Raw genomic sequence first — 18,908 nt, forward strand, 5'->3', positions numbered from 1 at the left:
TAATGGCCCAGAGAGTGGCGACTCTGGCTATTCTTATATAACCTGAATGTATACATTTATTTGAGGGATATTACATGCGCTTATCAGAGGAAATTCATAACTTTACTGAGTTCCTAGTGGGTGAACAACTGCATGCTTTAGGAATTCACAAGCGCTGTGATTTAGATACTCTACAGGATTTATGCTGCCTGGTGCTTAACCGCTTGCCGCCACGTTACATAAGACACGATGTAGACGTGCTCAGTGCGATTAGCGACGCCGAACGTGAGCAACTAGTAGAGAAAACTAAAGTTGCTATTGAAGAGTGTTTACAGTTTCTAGAGCAAGACCGCCGCCAAGGACCTCGCAACTAGCTTACTTAGGTAAAGATATTTCTAATTCAATCGCGGTACAGCCCTTGGTGCAATAAACACCTGGGGCTTTTTCTTGCCCAGGCAATACCACAAACAAGGCTTGCTTACAGCTTTCACACTGTTTTGGTTTACCTGCCAATACTTGCTTAATCAATTGGCGTTGCTGCTGATAAGAGTTAGCACTGCGTTTATTCAGCTCTTTAAATCCAGACATCATAAAATCTCTTGGTAACAATAGCGCCACTTTAGAGCCTAGCGCCCTCGCTTTCAATTGCTATTTAGTGCAACAACTCATCGCGCTAAACGAGCGCGTAATTTTGCGCCAAATACACAGCATATTAATCCCAATAATACCAAGCTAGTGCCCGCCCATTCGCTTCCTGTTAAACGCTCATCAAAAACCAAACTTGCGGTAAACATTCCCACCACGGGCACTAACAAAGCAAAAGGAGTAACCGTGGCTGCGCTGTATTTAGCCAGTAAACGCCCCCACCATGCGAACGCCAACAAAGTAGAGATAAAGCCTACATAGGCTAATGCCAGCCAAGTAGTCCCGCTTGCATTCAGCAGTAATTGTAGCGGCTGGTCATTTTCAAAATGGTAAGAAAACAGCAACAAAGGCAGAGGAGGAATTAAACTCACCCACACCATAAAGTGCAATACATTTACTCCGCCCGCTTGCTTCATAAATAGGTTAGACACTGCCCAAGATAACCCCGCCAGCAGCAGTAATAACAAGGCAGTTAAACTTAAGTTTTCTGAGCTAGCGGTAAAAAACAGCAAGAAACCCGTACAAGCAATGAGGATCCCGATAAGCTGATATTTAGTCTCCTTCTCTTTAAACCAAATAGCGCTAAGCACAATGGTAAACATGACCTGAGCTTGCAGTAGCAGTGATGAAAGCCCGGCTGACGCTCCCACTTTCATCGCGACAAACAACAAACTAAATTTAATGACGCCGAGAAAAAAGCCCACCGCTAGAACATTACGCCAAGCTGTTTTGGGAAAAGGCACTAGCAAAACAGCCGGAATAGCAACAATGGCAAAACGTAACGCAGAAAACAGCACCGGCGGAAGCTCTAACAAGCCAAGCTTTATCACCGAGAAGTTTACGCCCCAAATACTGGCAACAAGCAGAGCAAACACGATGTCTAGCGGTTTCATACAGTCCTTGATGGTGAACCAACTTACTTGTAACCAGCCTACCCTGAGTAAAACCCGTGGTCAAAAGACTGCCTTATTAGCCATTAGAGCAAAAAATATGACCAGACTCATCCTCTCGATTTTTACATTTAACTATCCCTGCGCCCAGGGCTTGCCGAGAGTTGAAAATGCCCGTATAAAGTACACTTTGAGTACATATCTATAAAATATTGATTTAAAGTGTACTTATATTAACGATAAAAAGAGCAGGGCTTGATGAAAGACATTAACATTTCGTTTATACGACTGAATTTTATCAAGCCTATTATTGATGGCTTGCAAGCCGAGTTCGCCATTACTAGCCAAGATTTATGCATTCCTAATAAGCTTTTAGAAGAGCCTCTATCAATCATTCCTGTCACCATTTTGAACAGCTGGTTAGAAAGAGCAGAGCAACTCACTAACGACCCCTTATTTATGCTCAAACTGGCTGATTATTTACGCTTTGAAAACATTCAGTACTTTAGTAATTGGGTCTACTTCACTCCAGATCTGGCCATTACCTTTCGTCGAGTGAATTACGGCACCTCTTGCTTACAATCGGGTTCCACCTTCCACGGTTTACAATCGGGTCACATTATTAAGTGGTGTTACAACAACCCATACTTGAACAAACAGGGACGGCTGCACGACAGTATTCGTATCGCATTGATGATGGTAAACATGCTGACTTATTACCACGGAGATAACTATGTCCCCTTGCAAATCAACCTTACTGGCCCAAGTAGCAACCAAGCCAAGCTAGAGGCGTTTTTTGGTTGTAAGGTGAATGTCTCCAGCGCACAAACCGAAGTTTGGATTAACGCCTCAGTAGTAGAACCCAGTGATAATAATCAATGGAAAAAACAATCTCCTTTGCGACTTAACGATGCTCAGCTAGACGACTTAATCAATATCCCTCAACCCCATGATATTGCCAAATCTCTTTATTCATTGGTGAATTTTTCTCGGTATTATGGCCGACCTACAGTGGATTTTTTAGCCGATTGTTTGGGTATGTCACGACAACAATTACAGCGTCGTTTATTAGTTCACGGCTGGAATTTTTCCTCAATGACCAGCTATGTGCTGAGTAATGAAGCCATTCAATATATGTTTAAAGGCTACTCCATTAGTGCCATTGCAGAGCTTTTAGCTTACAGCAATGAACAAAGCTTCTCGCGAGCCTTTAAACGGCTGCGAGGTATTACCCCGAACCAATACCTACAAAAGCTAAATAATAAAGGCTAATGAAGTAAGCCACTGAGCGTTTTCTCTACTCAAAACAAACGCCTCGGTGGCATTAGGCGCAACTAATACTTGTAAAAAAGCTAACGGCGTTTACTCTCTGCCCTCTTTAAACTGAGGCAAGTGATCGGTGATGTCGTGCCAACAGGCTTTGTATTCCACAAAAATATGCGCGTCGGGTTTTAGCGTAACCTCGCTGTCCAAACTTGCTAAGCTAAATTCAATAAACTCGCCGCTATCATTCGCTGGCGCAAAGGTTAAGCTTGAACCGCAATGACCACAAAACTGTCTCACCGTACCGTTTTCGGCTTGGTATTGCTGCAATTTGCTTTGACCACTTAACCAATGAAAATTTTCAGCTTTCGCTTCGCCATAAGTGGCAAAAGCAGCACCATGAAATTTCCTGCACATACTGCAATGGCAATGCCCCATTCTAGGCTCTAAGTGATCTACTCGGTAACAGATTTGACCACATAAACACTGTCCAGTGTATCCATCCATGTTAACTCCTCTTCGCTAATGCTAACGCTGCACATCTATACACCCTACACCCAAAACAAGCATTTGTTGAGTGAAGGTAATTGTGCCACCATATTGCCAATTATTTGCTCGTGCTGAATATCGCACAGACACCATAATAAATTAGGACTATTTTCGATGTTGAAAATCATCAGTACTAAAGACTTTGCAAACTTTAGTGATAATGCCAAAGCCGCACCGCGCCAGCGCAGCCACCACAACCTCCACGAGACTCTCGATGCCAACGTACAGCGCTTGTTTATTGCTACTGAGCCAAATACCTATATGCGCCCTCACCGCCACAGTGAAGCGCATAAATGGGAGCTTTTTTTGGTATTACAAGGGCAATTAGATTTACTTATTTTTAATGATGAAGGCGAGCTAACCCAGCGCCATAGCCTTTCGCCCGACACTAACCGTGCTATCGAAATTCCACCCAATACTTGGCATGGTTACGCCTGCATGCAACCAGGAACCGTTGGCTTAGAGATAAAAGAAGGTGCTTACGTACCAACACCAAGCGACGACTTTGCGCCTTGGTCTCCGGCAGAAGGTGAAGAAGGGGCAGATCAGTATCGCGAATGGATGCGTCACGCCGAAGTAAAATAGAGCTAAGCGCTGTTAAAAACGTTAAGGGCCACTATCACTTAACGTTTTTAAACAAAACACGCTGTCCTTAAAGAGTTTATTTCGTAATGAGTAAAAAGCCGCTAATATCAAAGCACTATTCTCATTTTGCTTAATGGAGCACTTGCAAAATTGATGCGTCTGCTTGTTTTACTTGCCTGTAGTCTTATGTTTAGCTCTTGTTTAAGAGCAGAAGATGAGCCGGCAGCCCCACCTGAAGATATTCCCTCAGTCAGCGAGCAGTTTCAACAGGACTATTTTAGTGCTTTGGACTTAGATGAGGACAAAGACTGGATCCAGTTAGATTCTGGTGAAGTGATTCAAGGTGAACTCGAAGAGCTTTATCAGAAAAAAGCCTTATTCGACAGTGACGAGCTAGATGACTTATCCATCGACATTGAAGATATTCAGCGACTACGCACAGCTAAATGGTTTCAAGTAAATCTACGAGGATTAGGCGTGGTTCGAGGCCGCTTAATGGTAGATGAAGAAAAAGTCACCATAGTAGGTAAAGATACCCACTTTGCCTCACGTTACGACGTTATCTCGGTCTATCAAGTGGCAGAAAGCGAAGCCGACCGATGGGAAAACAAAGCCACACTGAGTGCAAACATTGCAAGCGGCAATACCAATACCCTCGAGATTAACGGAAAATTAAACAGCGAACGCAAAACCGCCCTAAGTCGTACCATTATTACTTACCTAGGCGTTGTGTCGGAATCTAACGATGAAACCACGGCACGCAATCACCGCGTTACGTTATCTCACGATTTATACAAGCACCAAGATTGGTTCTTTCGTCCGGTATTAGCCGACTTTTATCACGCGCCCCTTAAAAACATTAAGTTACAAAGCCAACTCGCTTCTCAAGTGGGTTACATTGCGGTTGAGGATGATGACAAAAAGTGGGAGTTGTCGGCGGGTCCGTCATGGCAACAAACCCGTTTTGAAGAAGTGACCGCTGGCACCTCTAATAAAGAAAGCAGTTTAGGTTTATCTTTTGGTTCCAACTTTGAAATCGATATAACGAAAGATATTGAGCTCAATCATGATTATCAAATGACCTTATCACAAACCAAAACAGGTGGTTATCAACACCATAACCTCCTCAATTTTGCGATAGATATTACCGACGATTTAGATTTAGATATCGATTTCATCTGGGATTACACCGCCTCCCCCACGCCGGATGCAGATGACATTACGCCAGAAAAAAATGACTACCGGGTCGTGATTGGCATAGGCCTCGATTTTTAGTCACAAAAAAGCCTCTTAGAGTTAAGAGGCTGTAGAGGTATTACAAGGTTGTAGAATCAGCTTCGCTCTGCAGTTGTTTAGCTTTTACGCTACTTGCATTAGTATCATCATTTAGCTTAGCCATATTACGAATATGCGCGACACAAAACTCAACCGAACGTGCCAGCTCCTGTTTCAAGCCATCACCATTTTGAAGATCGATATAAGATGGAGCCAACTCAGTATCTGCATATTCAGGCAAATTTCCGCAAGCTTCTTCGGCAATAACACTGCCTTTTTCTCTATCAATTAAACGGGCATGCACTTGATAGCTCACTCGGTAGTTATCCCAATCGCTAGTGTAATAGATTGATCCCCAGCCTAGAGTTCGAACATCCAAAATATAGTCATAGTCACTGTATAATTGGATGATGTGTGGAATCTCCGGGCTGGTTAGGCTTTTTGATGCATCATCAACCACCTTAACCTTATAACTATTGCTTAAACCACTGGCTAACTCTCGAGCAATATCTAGCGCGGGGTCTTCTACCTTGTTATCTACAATCATCGCGTTACCGTTAGATATAGCCGTGGCTAAACCTAACAAACCAAACTGAACACCAGCGGCAGTTTGCGCAGTAAAATCAGGTAGTGACTCATAGCGAGTATAAACGAGGGTTTTATCGGCCAGCGATAGCGACTCACTAGCTTCAAGTTGATCTGTTTTAATACTTGAACAAGCGCTGAGCGAGGCCGCGACTAATACAAATAATAGCCTTATAAACAACATGTTAATCCTTTACTCTTTCTACATTACGGCATATCCATGCCTAATCGTTGATGTGAGCTATTACTGGTTAAATAGCGCCGCTACGATACCATTATTTGTTTTTGAGTCTAGTATTCTATTGATCTTATATTGATAAGAATCAATAGATTAAATGTAGAGTAAACCGATTAAATATAAAAAAAGCACCCTTAGGTGCTTTTTCATTGCCAAGTTCTAATTTAGCTAGTTTTAAACTTGCGTCGCCAGGCATGTAACAAAGGTTCGGTATAACCGCTAGGTTGCTCACACCCTTTAAACACCAAATCTAAAGCGGCTTGATAAGCAAAACTACTCTCCGCCTTACCAGCCATATTTAAATACAGCGGATCACCTGCATTTTGCTGGTCAACCAAGTTAGCAATAACTTCAAAACGCTGCTTAACTAAACTTTCACTCACCACCCCATGCTTTAACCAGTTAGCCACATGCTGGCTAGAGATACGCAAGGTGGCTCGGTCTTCCATTAGGCCCACACCGTTAATGTCTGGCACTTTTGAGCACCCTACACCTTGCTCAACCCAGCGAACCACATAACCCAAAATACCTTGGATATTGTTATCTAGTTCTGCAATAAGCTGTTGTTCAGACCAATCTGTTTGCTCGGCCAATGGCGGAGTCAGTAAATCAGCTAGGCGCTGAGTACTGTGTTGTTCTAGATGCTGGGCAAGTTGCTGCTGAACAGAAAACACATCCACCTGATGATAGTGAATCGCATGTAAAGTTGCTGCAGTAGGCGACGGTACCCAGGCGGTGCTAGCACCACTTTGTGGGTGAGCTTGCTTAGCTTGCATCATAGCGGCCATCATTTCAGGCATCGCCCACATACCTTTACCTATTTGCGCTTTACCTTGTAAACCGCATGCTAAACCTGCTTCTACGTTGTTTAACTCGTAAGCTTTAATCCACGCGCTTTCTTTAATCTGACCTTTTGGCACCATCGCTGCTGCGTGCATACTGGTATGAATTTCATCACCGGTTCTATCTAGGAAACCGGTATTAATAAATACCACCCGTTGGTTTGCCTCAGCAATACATGCCTGTAAGTTTACGCTGGTGCGGCGCTCTTCATCCATAATGCCGAGTTTGATAGTGTTAGTCGCTAAACCTAAAAACTCCTCAACCGCGCCAAATACCTGATTACTAAAAGCGACTTCTTCAGGGCCATGCATTTTAGGTTTTACTATATAAATAGAGCCTTCGCGCGAGTTGCGATAAGGGCTATTACCAAGCAAATCATGTTTACCAATTAAGCTAGTAAATACGGCGTCAAGCAGCCCTTCTGGCACTTCATTACCATCGGCGTCGAGCAGTAAATCACTATTCATTAAGTGGCCAACATTGCGCACAAACATAAGTGAGCGACCACTTAAGCTAAAACCGTGGCCTTGGCTGTTAACATAGTGGCGATTTGGCTCTAGCTCTCGAGTGATGGTTTGGCCATTTTTACTCAGGGATTCACGTAAACTGCCACGCATTAATCCTAGCCAGTTTTTATATACTTCGACTTTATCTTCAGCATCAACCGCCGCAATAGAATCTTCACAGTCCATAATGGTGGTTAGCGCGGATTCTAAAACGATATCTTTAACATTGGCGCTATCTTGCTCACCAATTTGATGCTCTGCATCAAATTGAATCTCAATATGAAGGCCATGATGTTGCAACAAAATAACACTTGGCTGTTCAGCATCTCCCTGAAAACCCGCTAAATGAGACGCTTCAGCTAAGGTAGTGTTAGAGCCATCTTTTAGGCTCACTAACAAGCCGCCAGATAATACACTGTAGCGCGTGGCGTCGGCATGGCTGCCGTGAGCAAGCGGACAATGTTGGTCGAGCAAAGCGCGACCATAAGCAATAACGGCGGCGCCGCGTTGTGGGTTATAACTGCTACCAGGTTCCAACTCCCCACTTTGGTCAATAGCGTCAGTGCCGTAAAGTGCGTCGTATAAACTCCCCCAACGGGCATTGGCTGCATTAAGGGCATAACGCGCATTCATAACCGGCACCACTAATTGTGGGCCAGCTAACAAGGCTAATTCTCGGTCGACTTTTGAGGTGCTTAGGGTCACATTTTCAGGAGCATCAACTAAATAGGCTATATCGCTTAAAAACTGTTGATAAAGGTTGGCATCAAACGGGGATGGATGCTGTTGGTGCCATTGGTCTATTTGGGCTTGTAGCTGTTCACGCTTAACCAGCAAAGACTTGTTTTTAGGTATGAAGTGTTGCAGATAGCTTTCTAAACTTGACCAAAACGAGGCTTGGTCAACACCGGTTTCTGGTAGTACGTCCTGGTTAATAAACTGGTACAGCAAGTTAGATACTTGGAAGTGTTCTAGCTTGTGGTAGCTTGATGCCGCAGTGGTCGGTTTAGTCATCCAATTGTCCCTTATTTTATAGTTATTATGTGTTGCACGATGGGTTCAACCTCGCGCTTTAATTCATGTTACCCTTAGTTTCTTGCAGCAGGTTCGAAGCTCGACCTACAATAATTGTCAGATTAGCATCCCATATAAGGCCCTAGATAAACAATTGGCCAAACGTAGCATTTGCAATCATACAACTCTTTGATAGTATTTTTCAAACACTTGTTTGAACTGAGTTAGCAATTACACTTTAATAATGTAAACCAGAGTAAACAGGGCTTAGTTTACCCATTCAAGAGGCAAGGATTTGCTGGCATTTATTTCTCGATTCTCAACACAGTTACTGGCTAGCTGCGTATTAGTAGGTTTTGCCCTACCTAACTTTTCAAATGCTTTATTACCCTTATTACCCGCGGTATTGTTTTTTCTGATGCTGCTCACCATTGTTAGCCTCAACATTAAAACTCTGGTAACCGACTTAGCTCAAGCCTCTGTTTGGTTGTACGCTGTTTGGCATACGTTTGGCGTTACTATTTTGATCATGACGTTAGCGTGGTTACTTAATATTGATAGCAAACTCTACCTCGCTATTGCCGCTACTTGCGCAACCGGTTCCTTATTTGCCAGCCCAGCTATTGTGCGTTCCTTAGGGTTAGATGCGCAGCGCTGTATGGCCATGACCATTGCCTCAACCTTGCTGATGCCTTTGATATTGCTACTCAACGGCTGGCTATTTAGTCGCTTTAACGGCAATGAGCAGTTACAGCTTGATATGCAAACATATAGTCTGCGTTTAGCTATCTTTATTGTTTTACCCATCATGATCAGTTTGTTAGTCCACAAGCTACTAAAACAAAGCTTGATTGAACAAGCTTTAAAGCAAATTCGCCCGTTTACCATCGTGTTAGTGTTTTTCTTTCCTTTAGGTTTGATGGGAGCTTTTAGAGAAATATTCGATGAAACTCCCAGTAAAGCACTGGAATATTTGCTCATTGCCAGCGGGGTGTGCCTGGTATTGTTTATCAGTAGTTTTTTGCTGTATTACCGACAAGGCAAAAACCTGGCGATTATCAGCGCCATTACCGCAACCAACCGCAATGTATTGCTAACCTACAGCATTACTGGCAGCTTTTTAGGCTTAGAATACATGATATATATGGGCGCAATTCAATTGCCCATTTATCTCTTGCCAATGCTGGTGAAACTGGCAGTTCGCCCCAGCTAACCTAGGCTAAATAGAAGTATGATTGATTTAGGAAGATACTATGAGTGATGAACAAGCCTTAAGTCCATCGGCTATTCAAATGGCATTAAAACATTTACCTGACTGGCAATTTAGCAACAATAGCATTGAAAACAGCTACCGTTTTAAAGATTTTGTACAAGCATTTGAGTTTATGGGCCATGTCGCTGACTACGCCGAACAACAAAACCATCATCCGGATTGGAGTAATTGCTATAACCGCGTCAATATCGCACTCACCACTCATGAGTTAGGCGGAGTAAGCGAGCGAGATTTTAAATTGGCCACATTGATCGAAGAGCTTTACCAAAAATATTATTGAGCCATCGAAGTGTTGGGCTTCAATGGCTCAAAAAAGATTATAGTTTGGCAGCATCAATCGGCTTAATCTCTGGCCAATGTTGATTAGCATCCACAATCAGCTCGTTAGTGTTTTCTAACCAACGTTGTTGCACTTTTTTATCTAAGTTTAGATAAAGCTTTCCATCAACAATTTTCCAGGCCGTAGGGTCAGTTTCAAACTTTTTCTCCATGGCTACACCAAAGGCACAGTAACCACCATACTGAGGCGCGAACTTAGCAGGGTCTTCTTTAAATGCATCACGATTGCTAGCGCTAGCAAAATGGTAAATAGCGTTGTTATGACTCGCAGTAAAATCACCAGAACCTTGAGTTGGTTGGCCACTAACAAAGTATGCAACTGGGTCGTAACCTTGTATCGCTAAATCGTTGCTATCTACGCTCATTCCAATATCTGCAGCTGCGCTTACGCCACTAAATGCCAATGCTGTAACTAAGGTGGTATTTCTGATTAGGGCTTTCAAACTGTTCATTTTATTTCTCCATAAATTAACCGCTAACTGCGATAGTGAAAATTTAACCGCTTAGTCCGGTCTGTTGGGATACAATCGTCCGCTTGTTGGTGCGAAAAGTACGGAGTGTTATTGATGGACCAATTATCTGGCTTGCTAAGGCAGTTCTCTGTTACTGCTGGTGTTTTTTATTCAGGCCAATTATGTGGCTTATCTGATGTGGAAACCGGTGATGACTTAGTGGGTCATATTCATGTGTTGAACCAAGGTAAATTAAGCATTCTGCAAGCCAATAAAAAAATCGAAGTGACTCAGCCCAGTTTGGTGTTTTTTCCTAAACCCCTTGCACATCGTTTAGTGGTTGATTCAGAACAACCCGCAGAACTAGTGTGCGCAACCATAAGATATGGGAATGTTAACAGTAGCCCTTTAGCCAACGCCCTCCCAAAGCAAATAGTATTGCCGCTAGCTGAACACCCACAGTTTTCAAAAACAATCGATTTACTATTTAGTGAAGCCTTTCAGCCTGCCGATGGCTCATTAGTGATTATGGACCGCTTAGTAGAGGTGCTAATTAGCTTATTGTTGCGCTACAGCGTTAATAAGCAAAACCTTGATACTGGCCTATTAGCCGGTTTAATACATCCTAAGCTCAGCCTAGCTTTGGCTTTATTACATGAAGACCCAAGTAAAACGTATCCCTTAGAGACTCTAGCCCACGCAGCAGCCATGTCTCGCACTAGCTTCATTGAAACCTTTACCAAAGTAATTGGCAGCTCACCGGGGGATTACCTGGTAGATTGGAAGATTCACCACGCTCAACAACTACTAAAACAAGGTAAAAGCATAGCGTGGGTAGCATCGTCTGTTGGCTACCAAAGCCTATCGGGATTTAACCGAGCTTTTCGCAGTAAAACCCAAATGTCACCTAAACAATGGTTAGACGGCCAAAATCTCAAGCATGCTGCTAGCTAAGCGCCAGCTTTGCTAGTGCATTTTGTAACTGCGGAACTAAAGACTGCTCAAACCAAGGGTTGTTCGCTATCCAATGGCGGTTGCGTGGTGAAGGATGGGGCAAAGGCCATAAGGCCTGCTCACTGTAATATGCAAAATTAGCGACATTTTCGGTTAACGAGGTTTTATTGGGCGTGTTCAAATACAAGGCTTGCGCATATTGGCCAATTAATAAGGTAAGTTCTATATTAGGCAGCTCAGCCAATACCCGTTTATGCCAAGTGTCAAAACACAGTTTAGGTGGCGGTAAATCACCTTGTTTTCCTTTCCCTGGATAACAAAATGCAGCCGGCACAATAGCCACCTTTTTGGGGTTGTAGAATATCTCTTTATCTAGGTTAAGCCACTGGCGTAGTCGATCACCACTCACATCATCCCAAGGTATGCCACTTTTATGAACCTTACTGCCTGGTGCCTGACCAATGATCAACAAACGCGCTTCAGGACTCGCTTGAATAACAGGTCGAGGATCAAGCTGAGCGTTACACAAGGTGCACGCCCTTACTTGTTCAAGTAAAGGTACCAAGTTATTTTTTCGATCAGCGCTGATCATCTCACTCACCTATTTAAGGACAAGGAATACGAAACTCGTCGCCAATTTCCTGAAGACGCCGCTCGAGTTCATCAGAGATCACCACTTGAGTGCTCGATAAGTTTTCTTTTAACTGCGCTAAAGAAGTAGCACCAATAATATTAGAACCAACAAAGCTGCGCTGATTAACAAATGCCAGTGCGAGTTGAACAGGGCTTAAATCAAACTCACGTGCCACATCTACATAACGCTGAATAGCCCCTTCGGCGATATCGCTCCCGTAACGGGCAAAACGTTTATAAATAGTTAAACGCGCCCCCTCAGGCCATTGATTATTTAAATATTTTCCGCTTAGTGCGCCAAATGCTAATGGCGAATAAGCCAACAGGGGCAAGTTTTCACGGTGAGAGACTTCAGCCAAGTTGATTTCGAAACTACGATTTAGCAAATTATAAGGGTTCTGGATCGACACGATCTTAGGCAGGTTATGCTTCTCAGCTAGCTGAACATACCGCATTGCTCCCCAAGGCGTTTCGTTTGAGATCCCCAAATATCTTACTTTACCGGTTTTAACGAGATCAGCCAAAGCCTCTAAGGTTTCGATGATAGGTGTTTGAGCGGCGTCTTCTTGGTGTTGATAATTCAGTTGACCAAAAAAGTTAGTCGCTCGATCTGGCCAATGCACCTGATATAAATCCAAATAATCTGTCTGTAGTCGGTTTAATGAATCTTCTACCGCTTGATGAATACCATTCCAAGTTAAGCTCATATCGTTGCGAATGTAGCCACCGCGGTCACTCTTAGAGGGTGCAGCAACTTTAGATGCCAAAATAACCTCATCTCGGCAATCCCGTTGAGCGAAGTAGTTGCCAATCATGATTTCCGTAGCACCTTGAGTGCTTTGCTGCGGAGGAACCGGATACATTTCAGCAGTATCGATAAAGTTGACACCATTTGCTAAGGCGTAATCCAACTGAGCAAAGGCATCAGCTTGAGAATTTTGCTCACCCCAAGTCATAGTTCCTAGGCATATTTCACTCACATTTAAATTTGAGTCGCCGAGTTGACGATATTTCATAGTTTGTTCCTCTAAAGATCTTACTCATTGCTTTCTTGTAATTTTTATCAACAGCAAAAAATGACGTTTTTTTATACAAAAATCGACTGCAATTGGAGCTAGGTCTATTTTTCTTTAAAATTTAACACCATATTGGTGATCTAGTTGCTACTTCTTTACTGTTTTTTTAGTTACTATGGCGTTATGCGACTTAACAAGTTAATGGAGTAATTGTGCAAAGAGCATCAATATTTATATTACTTTTCTGGTGTGTGAGTACAGTTGCCACTGCGGCCAACGTCACAGTGCATTATAAAAGTATCACTAACAACTATGATGGTTGGGGTCTTCACATCTGGGCTGGCGAAGAAATGGTTAATGGCAAAGAAGTAGGTGCCAGAACCGATTTTCGCTTGCGTAAAGGTACAACCCCTGCCGATCCACTAATGCCAAGCAAGTTTGACGACTTTGGTGTGGCATTTACTATCCCTGTTCGCCCTGATGCGAAACAGTTTTCTTACACTTTAACTAATGGTGAACTTCACCATATGAAAGTTGAAGAGTGGAAGTGGATTAAAAGCAAACATGGTATGGATATTTGGATTGTAGAAAAAGATCCAAAAATCTACACGGGTCTTCCTAGACAATTCGCTAATAGTGCTAAAACAGCGACAGCGAAAAAGACCGCTACCCCACCTAAAGCTAAAACTGTGTTGCCGCCACCGGTACCTAAAGTAAAAGCAACAACAACTACCGCTAAAGCTAAAGTAGCGCCAAAACCAAAACCGAAAGCAAAATCAGTAGCTAAGAGTTCTGGTCCAAGCCCTGAAATGAAGCGCACGTTAGCGGTATTAAAAGACGATTTAACGAAAAAGAATCGTAGTATTAATAAGTTGCAATCGGCACTTAACGATACCCAAAAAATCAACCAACGTTTGCAGAATGACTTAAATAGCAAACTAATTGATTACCAAGCTTTGTTACAGCTAAACGATAAGATCAGTAATGAGAACCGTACTTTAACTGCATCTAACCAAAGTTTGTACAGCCAAGTAGAGCAAGCTGGTAGCAGTAATGCTGAAGCTCAACTACTTGAGCGTAACCAACAGCTAGAGAATCAACTAGCTGGTGTAAACGAGCAAATATTAGGTCTTCAAAAAACAATTTCTGAGAATACTGGTAGTTCAGAACAACAGAAACAGTTACAAGACCAATTCAACCAAATGCAGACTCAGCGTGACGAGTTACGTGACCAAAACAATAAGCTAAGTGCTCATATTGTTGAGTTGGTGCAACGTACCGAAGATGCAGGTCAACCAGAACAATCAGGCATTGCTTGGTGGTTATTTGGAGCTGTGGTTGCGGTATTGGTAGCACTTATAGGTTTAGTATTCTTTGCCACAAGCAAACGCCATAAAGATCTTCAGTTAGATATGGAAGATGCGTTAAAACGTAAAGAAGAAGAAATTAAAACAGAGAAAATCTACGCAGCTGCCGCTAACGAAAAACTTCGTAAGGTATTGCATGGAGAAGCTCAGCAACGCAGTTGGTCACCGTTACCCGACAGCTTGCCAGAGAATCTCAAGAAAGACTCTGCATAATCAACCAAGGCCAGCTTAGCTGGCCTTTTCTTTATCTGCTTCACCCAATATCATTGAGCCTCCCCCAACAATTTATCTAGCATGGCAATTAGCAGCCTTGAAAATGGAAGATGTTTGAGTGGACCTACATATATTTGATTTAGACGATACCCTTATAGCGGGTGATAGTGGAGCGTTGTGGCATCAGTACCTAGTAGAACAAGGTATTGTCACTCAAGCCGGCTTCTTAGCGCAGGATGCCGCAATGATGGAGCAGTACGCCCAGGGAGAGCTGGCACTTGAAGAATACATCCGTTTTAGCCTCAGTCCTATTCAATCACTTAGCTGTAGTCAAATAGATCGGTTAGTCGAAGACTTTGTACAGCAACACATTCAACAAATTATTTACCCTGAAGGTCAAAAGCTAATCGATGCTCTCCTTTACCAGCAACATCAGGTGCTTATTATCTCTGCAACGGTAAGCTTTATTGTCAAACAAGTCGCCAAGCAGCTAGGCGTAAAAGACTTTCTAGGGGTAGATTTAAAGCTCAAAAATGGCAGCTATAGCGAACATATAGACGGTGTTGCCAGCTTTAGAGAAGGTAAGGTAATTCGTTTACTCGAATGGCAGAAAAACAAGCCACAAGCTTACCAGCTAAGCTACTTTTATTCTGATTCTATTAACGACCGAGCGTTATTGGAACATGTAGACAAGGCCTATGTGGTAAACCCCTGCCCTAAACTAAAACAACTTGCTATGGAGAAATCGTGGTCAATGTTGAGTTGGCAACTATAGAAAACATAGTAGTGAAACATACAAAAAAGCCGAAAGCATCTGCTTTCGGCTTCTAAATAAAACCAGTAACTTTACAGCTGGCTTTGCATATAATTTTGTAATCCAATCTTGTTAATTAAACCAAGCTGTTGTTCCAGCCAGTAAGCATGGTCCATTTCTGTATCGTCAATTAAGGTTTGTAGCATGTTACGCGTTACGTAGTCTTGTTTAGTTTCGCACAAGGCCATCGTTTCTTTAAGTAAGGCATCAACCTCATATTCAACTTTAAGGTCGTTCTCAAGCATACTTGGTACATCTTTACCAATGCGTAAAGGCTCACGCTGACTTAAATCAGGAGTACCTTCCAAAAACAAAATTCTCTGGATCAACAACGAAGCATGACCTTTCTCATCATCAAACTCATGGTCGATTCGCTCATAAAGTTTATTTAGTCCCCAATCTTCGTACATACGAGAGTGGATAAAGTACTGATCCATTGCTGTTAGCTCATTCATTAACAGGCGATTTAACGCGTCAATTACTTCACTATTACCCTTCATTAGTCGTCTCCTTCAGTAATTTGAGCAGCTAAGTAATTTTCAATGCCCATCTTATCAATTTGATATTGCTGAGTTTCAATCCAATCAACATGATCTTCTTCGTAATCTAGAATTTCTTCTAATAAATCACGACTTACAAAATCTTTGGCAGCTTCACAACTGGCAATAGCATCTTTTAGTACCGGAAGCTGCTCAAGCTGAAAGTCCATATCGCATTGCAACATCTCTTCCGTTGATTCACCAATCCGCAATGTACCCAACATATGAGCATGAGGTAAGCCTTCTAGGAACAATATGCGTTCCATGATTTTGTCGGCTTGTTTCATATCTTTAATCGACTTTTTATAGTTCTTCTCATTGAGCGCTTCTAAGCCCCAATTGCGGTACATTCTGGCGTGTAAAAAGTACTGATTAATTGATGTGAGTTCGGTAGTTAACACCTTATTTAGTAAGGCTATTATGCTCGGATCGGCTTTCATTTTTTCACTCCATACTGCCATTTAAGCTATCGAAAAAGTATACACCTATCCAAAAAATTTCGCATATTATATTTACATTTCATTAACTTACGATAAAAGTAATAACAAGCGTTATCATTTAGATTTAAATCACAATAAGTAATCGTGTCGTATTTAACCCCTTATGAGTTAACGATCACAGTGTTATTAATCGTACAAAAAAACAGCAGAAAAAATTGATCTAAGACAAGTTGATAAGTTCAGTATTCACTGGCGCTTAAGTATAATTATTAGTGAATTATTTCCAAGGATGGCTAAACACAAGTGAGGTCATTATGTTCATCGGATTCCTAAAAACGCTGTCTAAAGCTACTCTCATTTCTTTATCAATTTTCTTAATTTTGCTGGCGCTTAAGTTGTCGTCGCAGTTCGCGATAGGTTTGTACCAAGCAGCCTTATAACGTTACTTTATAAAACTGAGGTATGCGCCACCTAGCTGGCGCATTTGCTGTTGAATCCAGGTAACTCGCTTTTGCATGTATGGCGTTTTTGGCCACAAACTGTAACGATAGGGACTTGGTAATAAGGCTGCCAAACTAGCAGATTGATAATGGCTTAATCTGGCAGCAGGCTGCTTAAAATAATGCTTGCTGGCAGCTTCTACTCCGTAGATACCTGGTCCAAACTCGGCCACATTGAGATAAATTTCGAGTATTCGTTGTTTGGGTAAATTCAACTCAAGCAGCAGACTAAAGCCAGCTTCAAAAGCTTTTCGCCAATAGCTCTGAGCAGGCCACAACCAAAGGTTCTTAGCGGTTTGTTGGGTTATGGTACTCGCGCCACGCAACTTGCCACCTTGCTGATTATTCTTAAACGCCGTCAAGATAGCGGAATAATCCACTCCCCAATGCTGGGGGAAACGCTGATCCTCTGCCGCCACCACAGCTAACACCATACTCGGCGAAATCGCATTCAGATTTCGCCATTGATGAGCAACATCCTCCGGATAACTGCTGGGTGGGTATACGCTTCTATGCAATCGCCAAGACCACATCGGGGGATCGATCCAGCGTAAGCTCAATACCATTAGTTCAGCAGTCACCATGAATATAAGCAAACCGTAGCCAATCTTAGCCGCTATTTTTATCAGCATATTGTTTACATATAGTCTTGAGTCAACTCATCACCCTAGTATACCTAAATGGTCTTAGGTTCCACCTGTTTCAGTCTTCATTAACTGCTTTTTCTTACTAACAGCTTGCGTGAAATAATGCACCAACATGCCTAAGCTTAACCCCCAAAATGCGCTGCCAATACCAAAGAAACTCACCGAAGAAGCAGTTAATAAAAAGGTGCATATCGCCGCTTCCCTACCCTCTACATCAGCCAGTGCACCAGCCAAACTATTGGCAATAGTGCTTAATAGCGCTAAACCAGCTACTGCTGCTACTAGCTCTTGAGGAAATGCCGCAAATAAACTCACCACCGTTGCTCCTAACAAGCCAATAGCGATATAGAAAATACCAGCCCAAATAGACGCTAGGTAACGCTTACTTGGATCACTATCGGCCTCCTTACCCATGCAAATAGACGCAGTAATGGCTGAAAGGTTAAACGCGAAGCCTCCAAACGGGGCCAGAATCAAGCCAGTAACGCCAGTCCAAGTGATGATAGGTGAAATGGCAGGGCGATAGCCATTACCGTGCAAAGCGGCTATTCCCGGCATATTTTGTGAAGCCATGGTCACAACAAACAAAGGTAAACCAACGCCAATCAGCGCCTGCCAAGAAAAATCTGGGCTTACCCATTCGGGCTTAGCAAGCTGAAAACTCACTGACGATAAATCTAACAAACCTAGTTGATAAGCTACGCCGCATCCCACCAACAAAGTTAGCAACATGACATAACGCTGAGCAATATGGCGACCAATGAGATAACACGCAATCATAGCCACTACCAAGATTAACTGGCTCTCTAAAGCACTAAACAATTGCAAACTAAACTGCAGTAACACCCCGGCTAGCATGGCCGAAGCTAAAGACTGGGGGATCCAGCGAATCAACTTATCGATAAAGCCACTCAATCCACTCAGAGTGATCAGCAAAGAACTAAACAAAAATGCGCCAATCGCTTCGTTAATCGACAATCCTTGTAAACTAGTTACCAGCAAGGCTGCTCCAGGCGTGGACCAGGCAGTAAGAATTGGCTTTTTGCTATACCAAGATAAGCCAATGCTGCTCAGCCCCATGCCCACACCCAGGGCCCATAACCAAGAGCTTATTTGCTGCTCACTGGCTCCTGCCGCAGCAGCAGCTTGAAACACAATCACCGCCGAACTGGTATAGCCAACCAACACCACAATAAAACCCGCTGAAACACGGGAAGCAACAAACCAGTCACGCATTGTTAAGCACTCCTTTTGCTAGTTAACCTTGCGTGCGCTATAGCGCACAGCGTGGACAAGCCTAGCACTTGTGCGTTATAACGTACAAATTATTTTTTGAATTCATTAGGTGG

Annotated in this window: 21 protein-coding genes; 9 read left to right on the top strand and 12 right to left on the bottom strand. The window is 42.8% G+C overall.

From position 1 onward, the window contains the following. Nucleotides 1–74 precede the first annotated feature (74 nt). Nucleotides 75–353, top strand: coding sequence for a late competence development ComFB family protein (locus Q4549_RS06265; protein ID WP_137671816.1), 279 nt, complete (start codon nt 75–77; stop codon nt 351–353). Nucleotide 354: 1 nt separating this feature from the next. Here Q4549_RS06265 and Q4549_RS06270 read toward each other — a convergent pair whose 3' ends face one another. Both Q4549_RS06270 and Q4549_RS06275 read right to left on the bottom strand, forming a co-directional pair. Next, complete coding sequence (locus Q4549_RS06270) at nt 355–570, bottom strand: hypothetical protein (protein WP_235836139.1); 216 nt, start codon at nt 568–570, stop codon at nt 355–357. 74 nt (nt 571–644) lie between these two features. Next, nucleotides 645–1,517, bottom strand: a complete 873-nt coding sequence (locus tag Q4549_RS06275; protein ID WP_303550250.1) for an EamA family transporter — start codon at nt 1,515–1,517, stop codon at nt 645–647. A gap of 255 nt (nt 1,518–1,772) precedes the next feature. Between Q4549_RS06275 and Q4549_RS06280 the strand changes: the two genes are divergently transcribed. Continuing rightward, nucleotides 1,773–2,786: an AraC family transcriptional regulator gene (locus tag Q4549_RS06280; protein WP_303550251.1), complete on the top strand. Its 1,014-nt coding sequence runs from the start codon at nt 1,773–1,775 to the stop codon at nt 2,784–2,786. Between the two features lie 90 nt (nt 2,787–2,876). Here Q4549_RS06280 and Q4549_RS06285 read toward each other — a convergent pair whose 3' ends face one another. Beyond that, on the bottom strand, nt 2,877–3,284 hold the full coding sequence (locus Q4549_RS06285) for a GFA family protein (RefSeq protein ID WP_303510589.1): 408 nt from the start codon (nt 3,282–3,284) through the stop codon (nt 2,877–2,879). Nucleotides 3,285–3,440: 156 nt separating this feature from the next. Here Q4549_RS06285 and Q4549_RS06290 point away from each other — a divergent pair, with 156 nt between their 5' ends. After that, the gene (locus Q4549_RS06290) at nt 3,441–3,911 is read left to right on the top strand and encodes a WbuC family cupin fold metalloprotein (RefSeq protein ID WP_303510586.1); all 471 of its coding nucleotides are present in this window, start codon (nt 3,441–3,443) and stop codon (nt 3,909–3,911) included. Between the two features lie 153 nt (nt 3,912–4,064). Then, nucleotides 4,065–5,186: a DUF481 domain-containing protein gene (locus tag Q4549_RS06295; RefSeq protein ID WP_303550254.1), complete on the top strand. Its 1,122-nt coding sequence runs from the start codon at nt 4,065–4,067 to the stop codon at nt 5,184–5,186. 40 nt (nt 5,187–5,226) lie between these two features. Here the strand turns inward: Q4549_RS06295 and Q4549_RS06300 are convergent, their stop codons facing one another. Together Q4549_RS06300 and Q4549_RS06305 are read right to left on the bottom strand one after the other, a co-directional pair. After that, a complete protein-coding gene (locus tag Q4549_RS06300) occupies nt 5,227–5,955 on the bottom strand; it encodes a hypothetical protein (protein ID WP_303550256.1) in 729 nt (242 codons plus the stop codon). A gap of 218 nt (nt 5,956–6,173) precedes the next feature. Further along, nucleotides 6,174–8,372 carry a malate synthase G gene (locus Q4549_RS06305; protein ID WP_303550258.1) on the bottom strand — a complete coding sequence of 733 codons (2,199 nt, stop codon included), beginning with the start codon at nt 8,370–8,372 and terminating at the stop codon, nt 6,174–6,176. Between the two features lie 295 nt (nt 8,373–8,667). Between Q4549_RS06305 and Q4549_RS06310 the strand changes: the two genes are divergently transcribed. Then, nucleotides 8,668–9,585, top strand: a complete 918-nt coding sequence (locus tag Q4549_RS06310) for a hypothetical protein (protein WP_303550259.1) — start codon at nt 8,668–8,670, stop codon at nt 9,583–9,585. A 40-nt stretch (nt 9,586–9,625) separates the two neighbouring features. Further along, nucleotides 9,626–9,925 (top strand): 4a-hydroxytetrahydrobiopterin dehydratase, encoded by a 300-nt coding sequence (locus Q4549_RS06315; protein WP_303510575.1) that lies wholly within the window; start codon nt 9,626–9,628, stop codon nt 9,923–9,925. A gap of 37 nt (nt 9,926–9,962) precedes the next feature. Here Q4549_RS06315 and Q4549_RS06320 read toward each other — a convergent pair whose 3' ends face one another. Beyond that, nucleotides 9,963–10,436 (bottom strand): YHS domain-containing (seleno)protein, encoded by a 474-nt coding sequence (locus Q4549_RS06320; protein WP_137671826.1) that lies wholly within the window; start codon nt 10,434–10,436, stop codon nt 9,963–9,965. A 114-nt stretch (nt 10,437–10,550) separates the two neighbouring features. Between Q4549_RS06320 and Q4549_RS06325 the strand changes: the two genes are divergently transcribed. Continuing rightward, on the top strand, nt 10,551–11,390 hold the full coding sequence (locus Q4549_RS06325; RefSeq protein ID WP_303550261.1) for an AraC family transcriptional regulator: 840 nt from the start codon (nt 10,551–10,553) through the stop codon (nt 11,388–11,390). On the opposite strand, the gene Q4549_RS06330 is transcribed toward Q4549_RS06325, so the two are convergent. Both Q4549_RS06330 and Q4549_RS06335 read right to left on the bottom strand, forming a co-directional pair. Then, on the bottom strand, nt 11,383–11,982 hold the full coding sequence (locus Q4549_RS06330) for a uracil-DNA glycosylase family protein (RefSeq protein WP_303550264.1): 600 nt from the start codon (nt 11,980–11,982) through the stop codon (nt 11,383–11,385). The two genes, Q4549_RS06325 and Q4549_RS06330, sit on opposite strands and share 8 nt — an antisense overlap. Before the next feature lie 13 nt (nt 11,983–11,995). Continuing rightward, on the bottom strand, nt 11,996–13,039 hold the full coding sequence (locus Q4549_RS06335) for an NADP(H)-dependent aldo-keto reductase (protein ID WP_303550267.1): 1,044 nt from the start codon (nt 13,037–13,039) through the stop codon (nt 11,996–11,998). Nucleotides 13,040–13,251: 212 nt separating this feature from the next. Between Q4549_RS06335 and Q4549_RS06340 the strand changes: the two genes are divergently transcribed. Both Q4549_RS06340 and Q4549_RS06345 read left to right on the top strand, forming a co-directional pair. Continuing rightward, nucleotides 13,252–14,619, top strand: coding sequence for a pullulanase-associated domain-containing protein (locus Q4549_RS06340; RefSeq protein ID WP_303550270.1), 1,368 nt, complete (start codon nt 13,252–13,254; stop codon nt 14,617–14,619). A 118-nt stretch (nt 14,620–14,737) separates the two neighbouring features. Then, nucleotides 14,738–15,394 carry an HAD family phosphatase gene (locus Q4549_RS06345; protein ID WP_303550275.1) on the top strand — a complete coding sequence of 219 codons (657 nt, stop codon included), beginning with the start codon at nt 14,738–14,740 and terminating at the stop codon, nt 15,392–15,394. Nucleotides 15,395–15,465: 71 nt separating this feature from the next. On the opposite strand, the gene bfr (Q4549_RS06350) is transcribed toward Q4549_RS06345, so the two are convergent. From bfr (Q4549_RS06350) to Q4549_RS06365, 4 genes are all read right to left on the bottom strand, one after another. Continuing rightward, entirely contained in the window at nt 15,466–15,933 is a 468-nt protein-coding gene (gene bfr / locus Q4549_RS06350) for a bacterioferritin (RefSeq protein ID WP_137671832.1), read from the bottom strand. Beyond that, nucleotides 15,933–16,412, bottom strand: a complete 480-nt coding sequence (gene bfr / locus Q4549_RS06355; RefSeq protein WP_137671833.1) for a bacterioferritin — start codon at nt 16,410–16,412, stop codon at nt 15,933–15,935. Before bfr (Q4549_RS06355) ends, bfr (Q4549_RS06350) begins: the two co-directional genes overlap by 1 nt. 442 nt (nt 16,413–16,854) lie before the next feature. Continuing rightward, the gene (mtgA, locus tag Q4549_RS06360; protein WP_303550278.1) at nt 16,855–17,544 is read right to left on the bottom strand and encodes a monofunctional biosynthetic peptidoglycan transglycosylase; all 690 of its coding nucleotides are present in this window, start codon (nt 17,542–17,544) and stop codon (nt 16,855–16,857) included. A 54-nt stretch (nt 17,545–17,598) separates the two neighbouring features. Next, nucleotides 17,599–18,795, bottom strand: coding sequence for a benzoate/H(+) symporter BenE family transporter (locus Q4549_RS06365; RefSeq protein WP_303550281.1), 1,197 nt, complete (start codon nt 18,793–18,795; stop codon nt 17,599–17,601). Between the last annotated feature and the right edge of the window lie 113 nt (nt 18,796–18,908).

It is taken from the genome of Agarivorans sp. 2_MG-2023, assembly GCF_030548085.1.
Taxonomy (GTDB): domain Bacteria; phylum Pseudomonadota; class Gammaproteobacteria; order Enterobacterales; family Celerinatantimonadaceae; genus Agarivorans.

Excerpts from the sequence above, each read along its gene's own strand:
- bfr (WP_137671832.1), bottom strand. The coding sequence starts at position 15,933 with ATGAAGGGTAATAGTGAAGTAATTGACGCGTTAAATCGCCTGTTAATG.
- bfr (WP_137671833.1), bottom strand. The coding sequence starts at position 16,412 with ATGAAAGCCGATCCGAGCATAATAGCCTTACTAAATAAGGTGTTAACT.
- Q4549_RS06315 (WP_303510575.1), top strand. The coding sequence starts at position 9,626 with ATGAGTGATGAACAAGCCTTAAGTCCATCGGCTATTCAAATGGCATTA.
- Q4549_RS06300 (WP_303550256.1), bottom strand. The coding sequence starts at position 5,955 with ATGTTGTTTATAAGGCTATTATTTGTATTAGTCGCGGCCTCGCTCAGC.
- Q4549_RS06320 (WP_137671826.1), bottom strand. The coding sequence starts at position 10,436 with ATGAACAGTTTGAAAGCCCTAATCAGAAATACCACCTTAGTTACAGCA.
- Q4549_RS06280 (WP_303550251.1), top strand. The coding sequence starts at position 1,773 with ATGAAAGACATTAACATTTCGTTTATACGACTGAATTTTATCAAGCCT.
- mtgA (WP_303550278.1), bottom strand. The coding sequence starts at position 17,544 with ATGCTGATAAAAATAGCGGCTAAGATTGGCTACGGTTTGCTTATATTC.
- Q4549_RS06265 (WP_137671816.1), top strand. The coding sequence starts at position 75 with ATGCGCTTATCAGAGGAAATTCATAACTTTACTGAGTTCCTAGTGGGT.
- Q4549_RS06275 (WP_303550250.1), bottom strand. The coding sequence starts at position 1,517 with ATGAAACCGCTAGACATCGTGTTTGCTCTGCTTGTTGCCAGTATTTGG.
- Q4549_RS06290 (WP_303510586.1), top strand. The coding sequence starts at position 3,441 with ATGTTGAAAATCATCAGTACTAAAGACTTTGCAAACTTTAGTGATAAT.
- Q4549_RS06295 (WP_303550254.1), top strand. The coding sequence starts at position 4,065 with ATGCGTCTGCTTGTTTTACTTGCCTGTAGTCTTATGTTTAGCTCTTGT.
- Q4549_RS06335 (WP_303550267.1), bottom strand. The coding sequence starts at position 13,039 with ATGAAATATCGTCAACTCGGCGACTCAAATTTAAATGTGAGTGAAATA.
- Q4549_RS06285 (WP_303510589.1), bottom strand. The coding sequence starts at position 3,284 with ATGGATGGATACACTGGACAGTGTTTATGTGGTCAAATCTGTTACCGA.
- Q4549_RS06270 (WP_235836139.1), bottom strand. The coding sequence starts at position 570 with ATGATGTCTGGATTTAAAGAGCTGAATAAACGCAGTGCTAACTCTTAT.
- Q4549_RS06305 (WP_303550258.1), bottom strand. The coding sequence starts at position 8,372 with ATGACTAAACCGACCACTGCGGCATCAAGCTACCACAAGCTAGAACAC.
- Q4549_RS06365 (WP_303550281.1), bottom strand. The coding sequence starts at position 18,795 with ATGCGTGACTGGTTTGTTGCTTCCCGTGTTTCAGCGGGTTTTATTGTG.
- Q4549_RS06325 (WP_303550261.1), top strand. The coding sequence starts at position 10,551 with ATGGACCAATTATCTGGCTTGCTAAGGCAGTTCTCTGTTACTGCTGGT.
- Q4549_RS06330 (WP_303550264.1), bottom strand. The coding sequence starts at position 11,982 with ATGATCAGCGCTGATCGAAAAAATAACTTGGTACCTTTACTTGAACAA.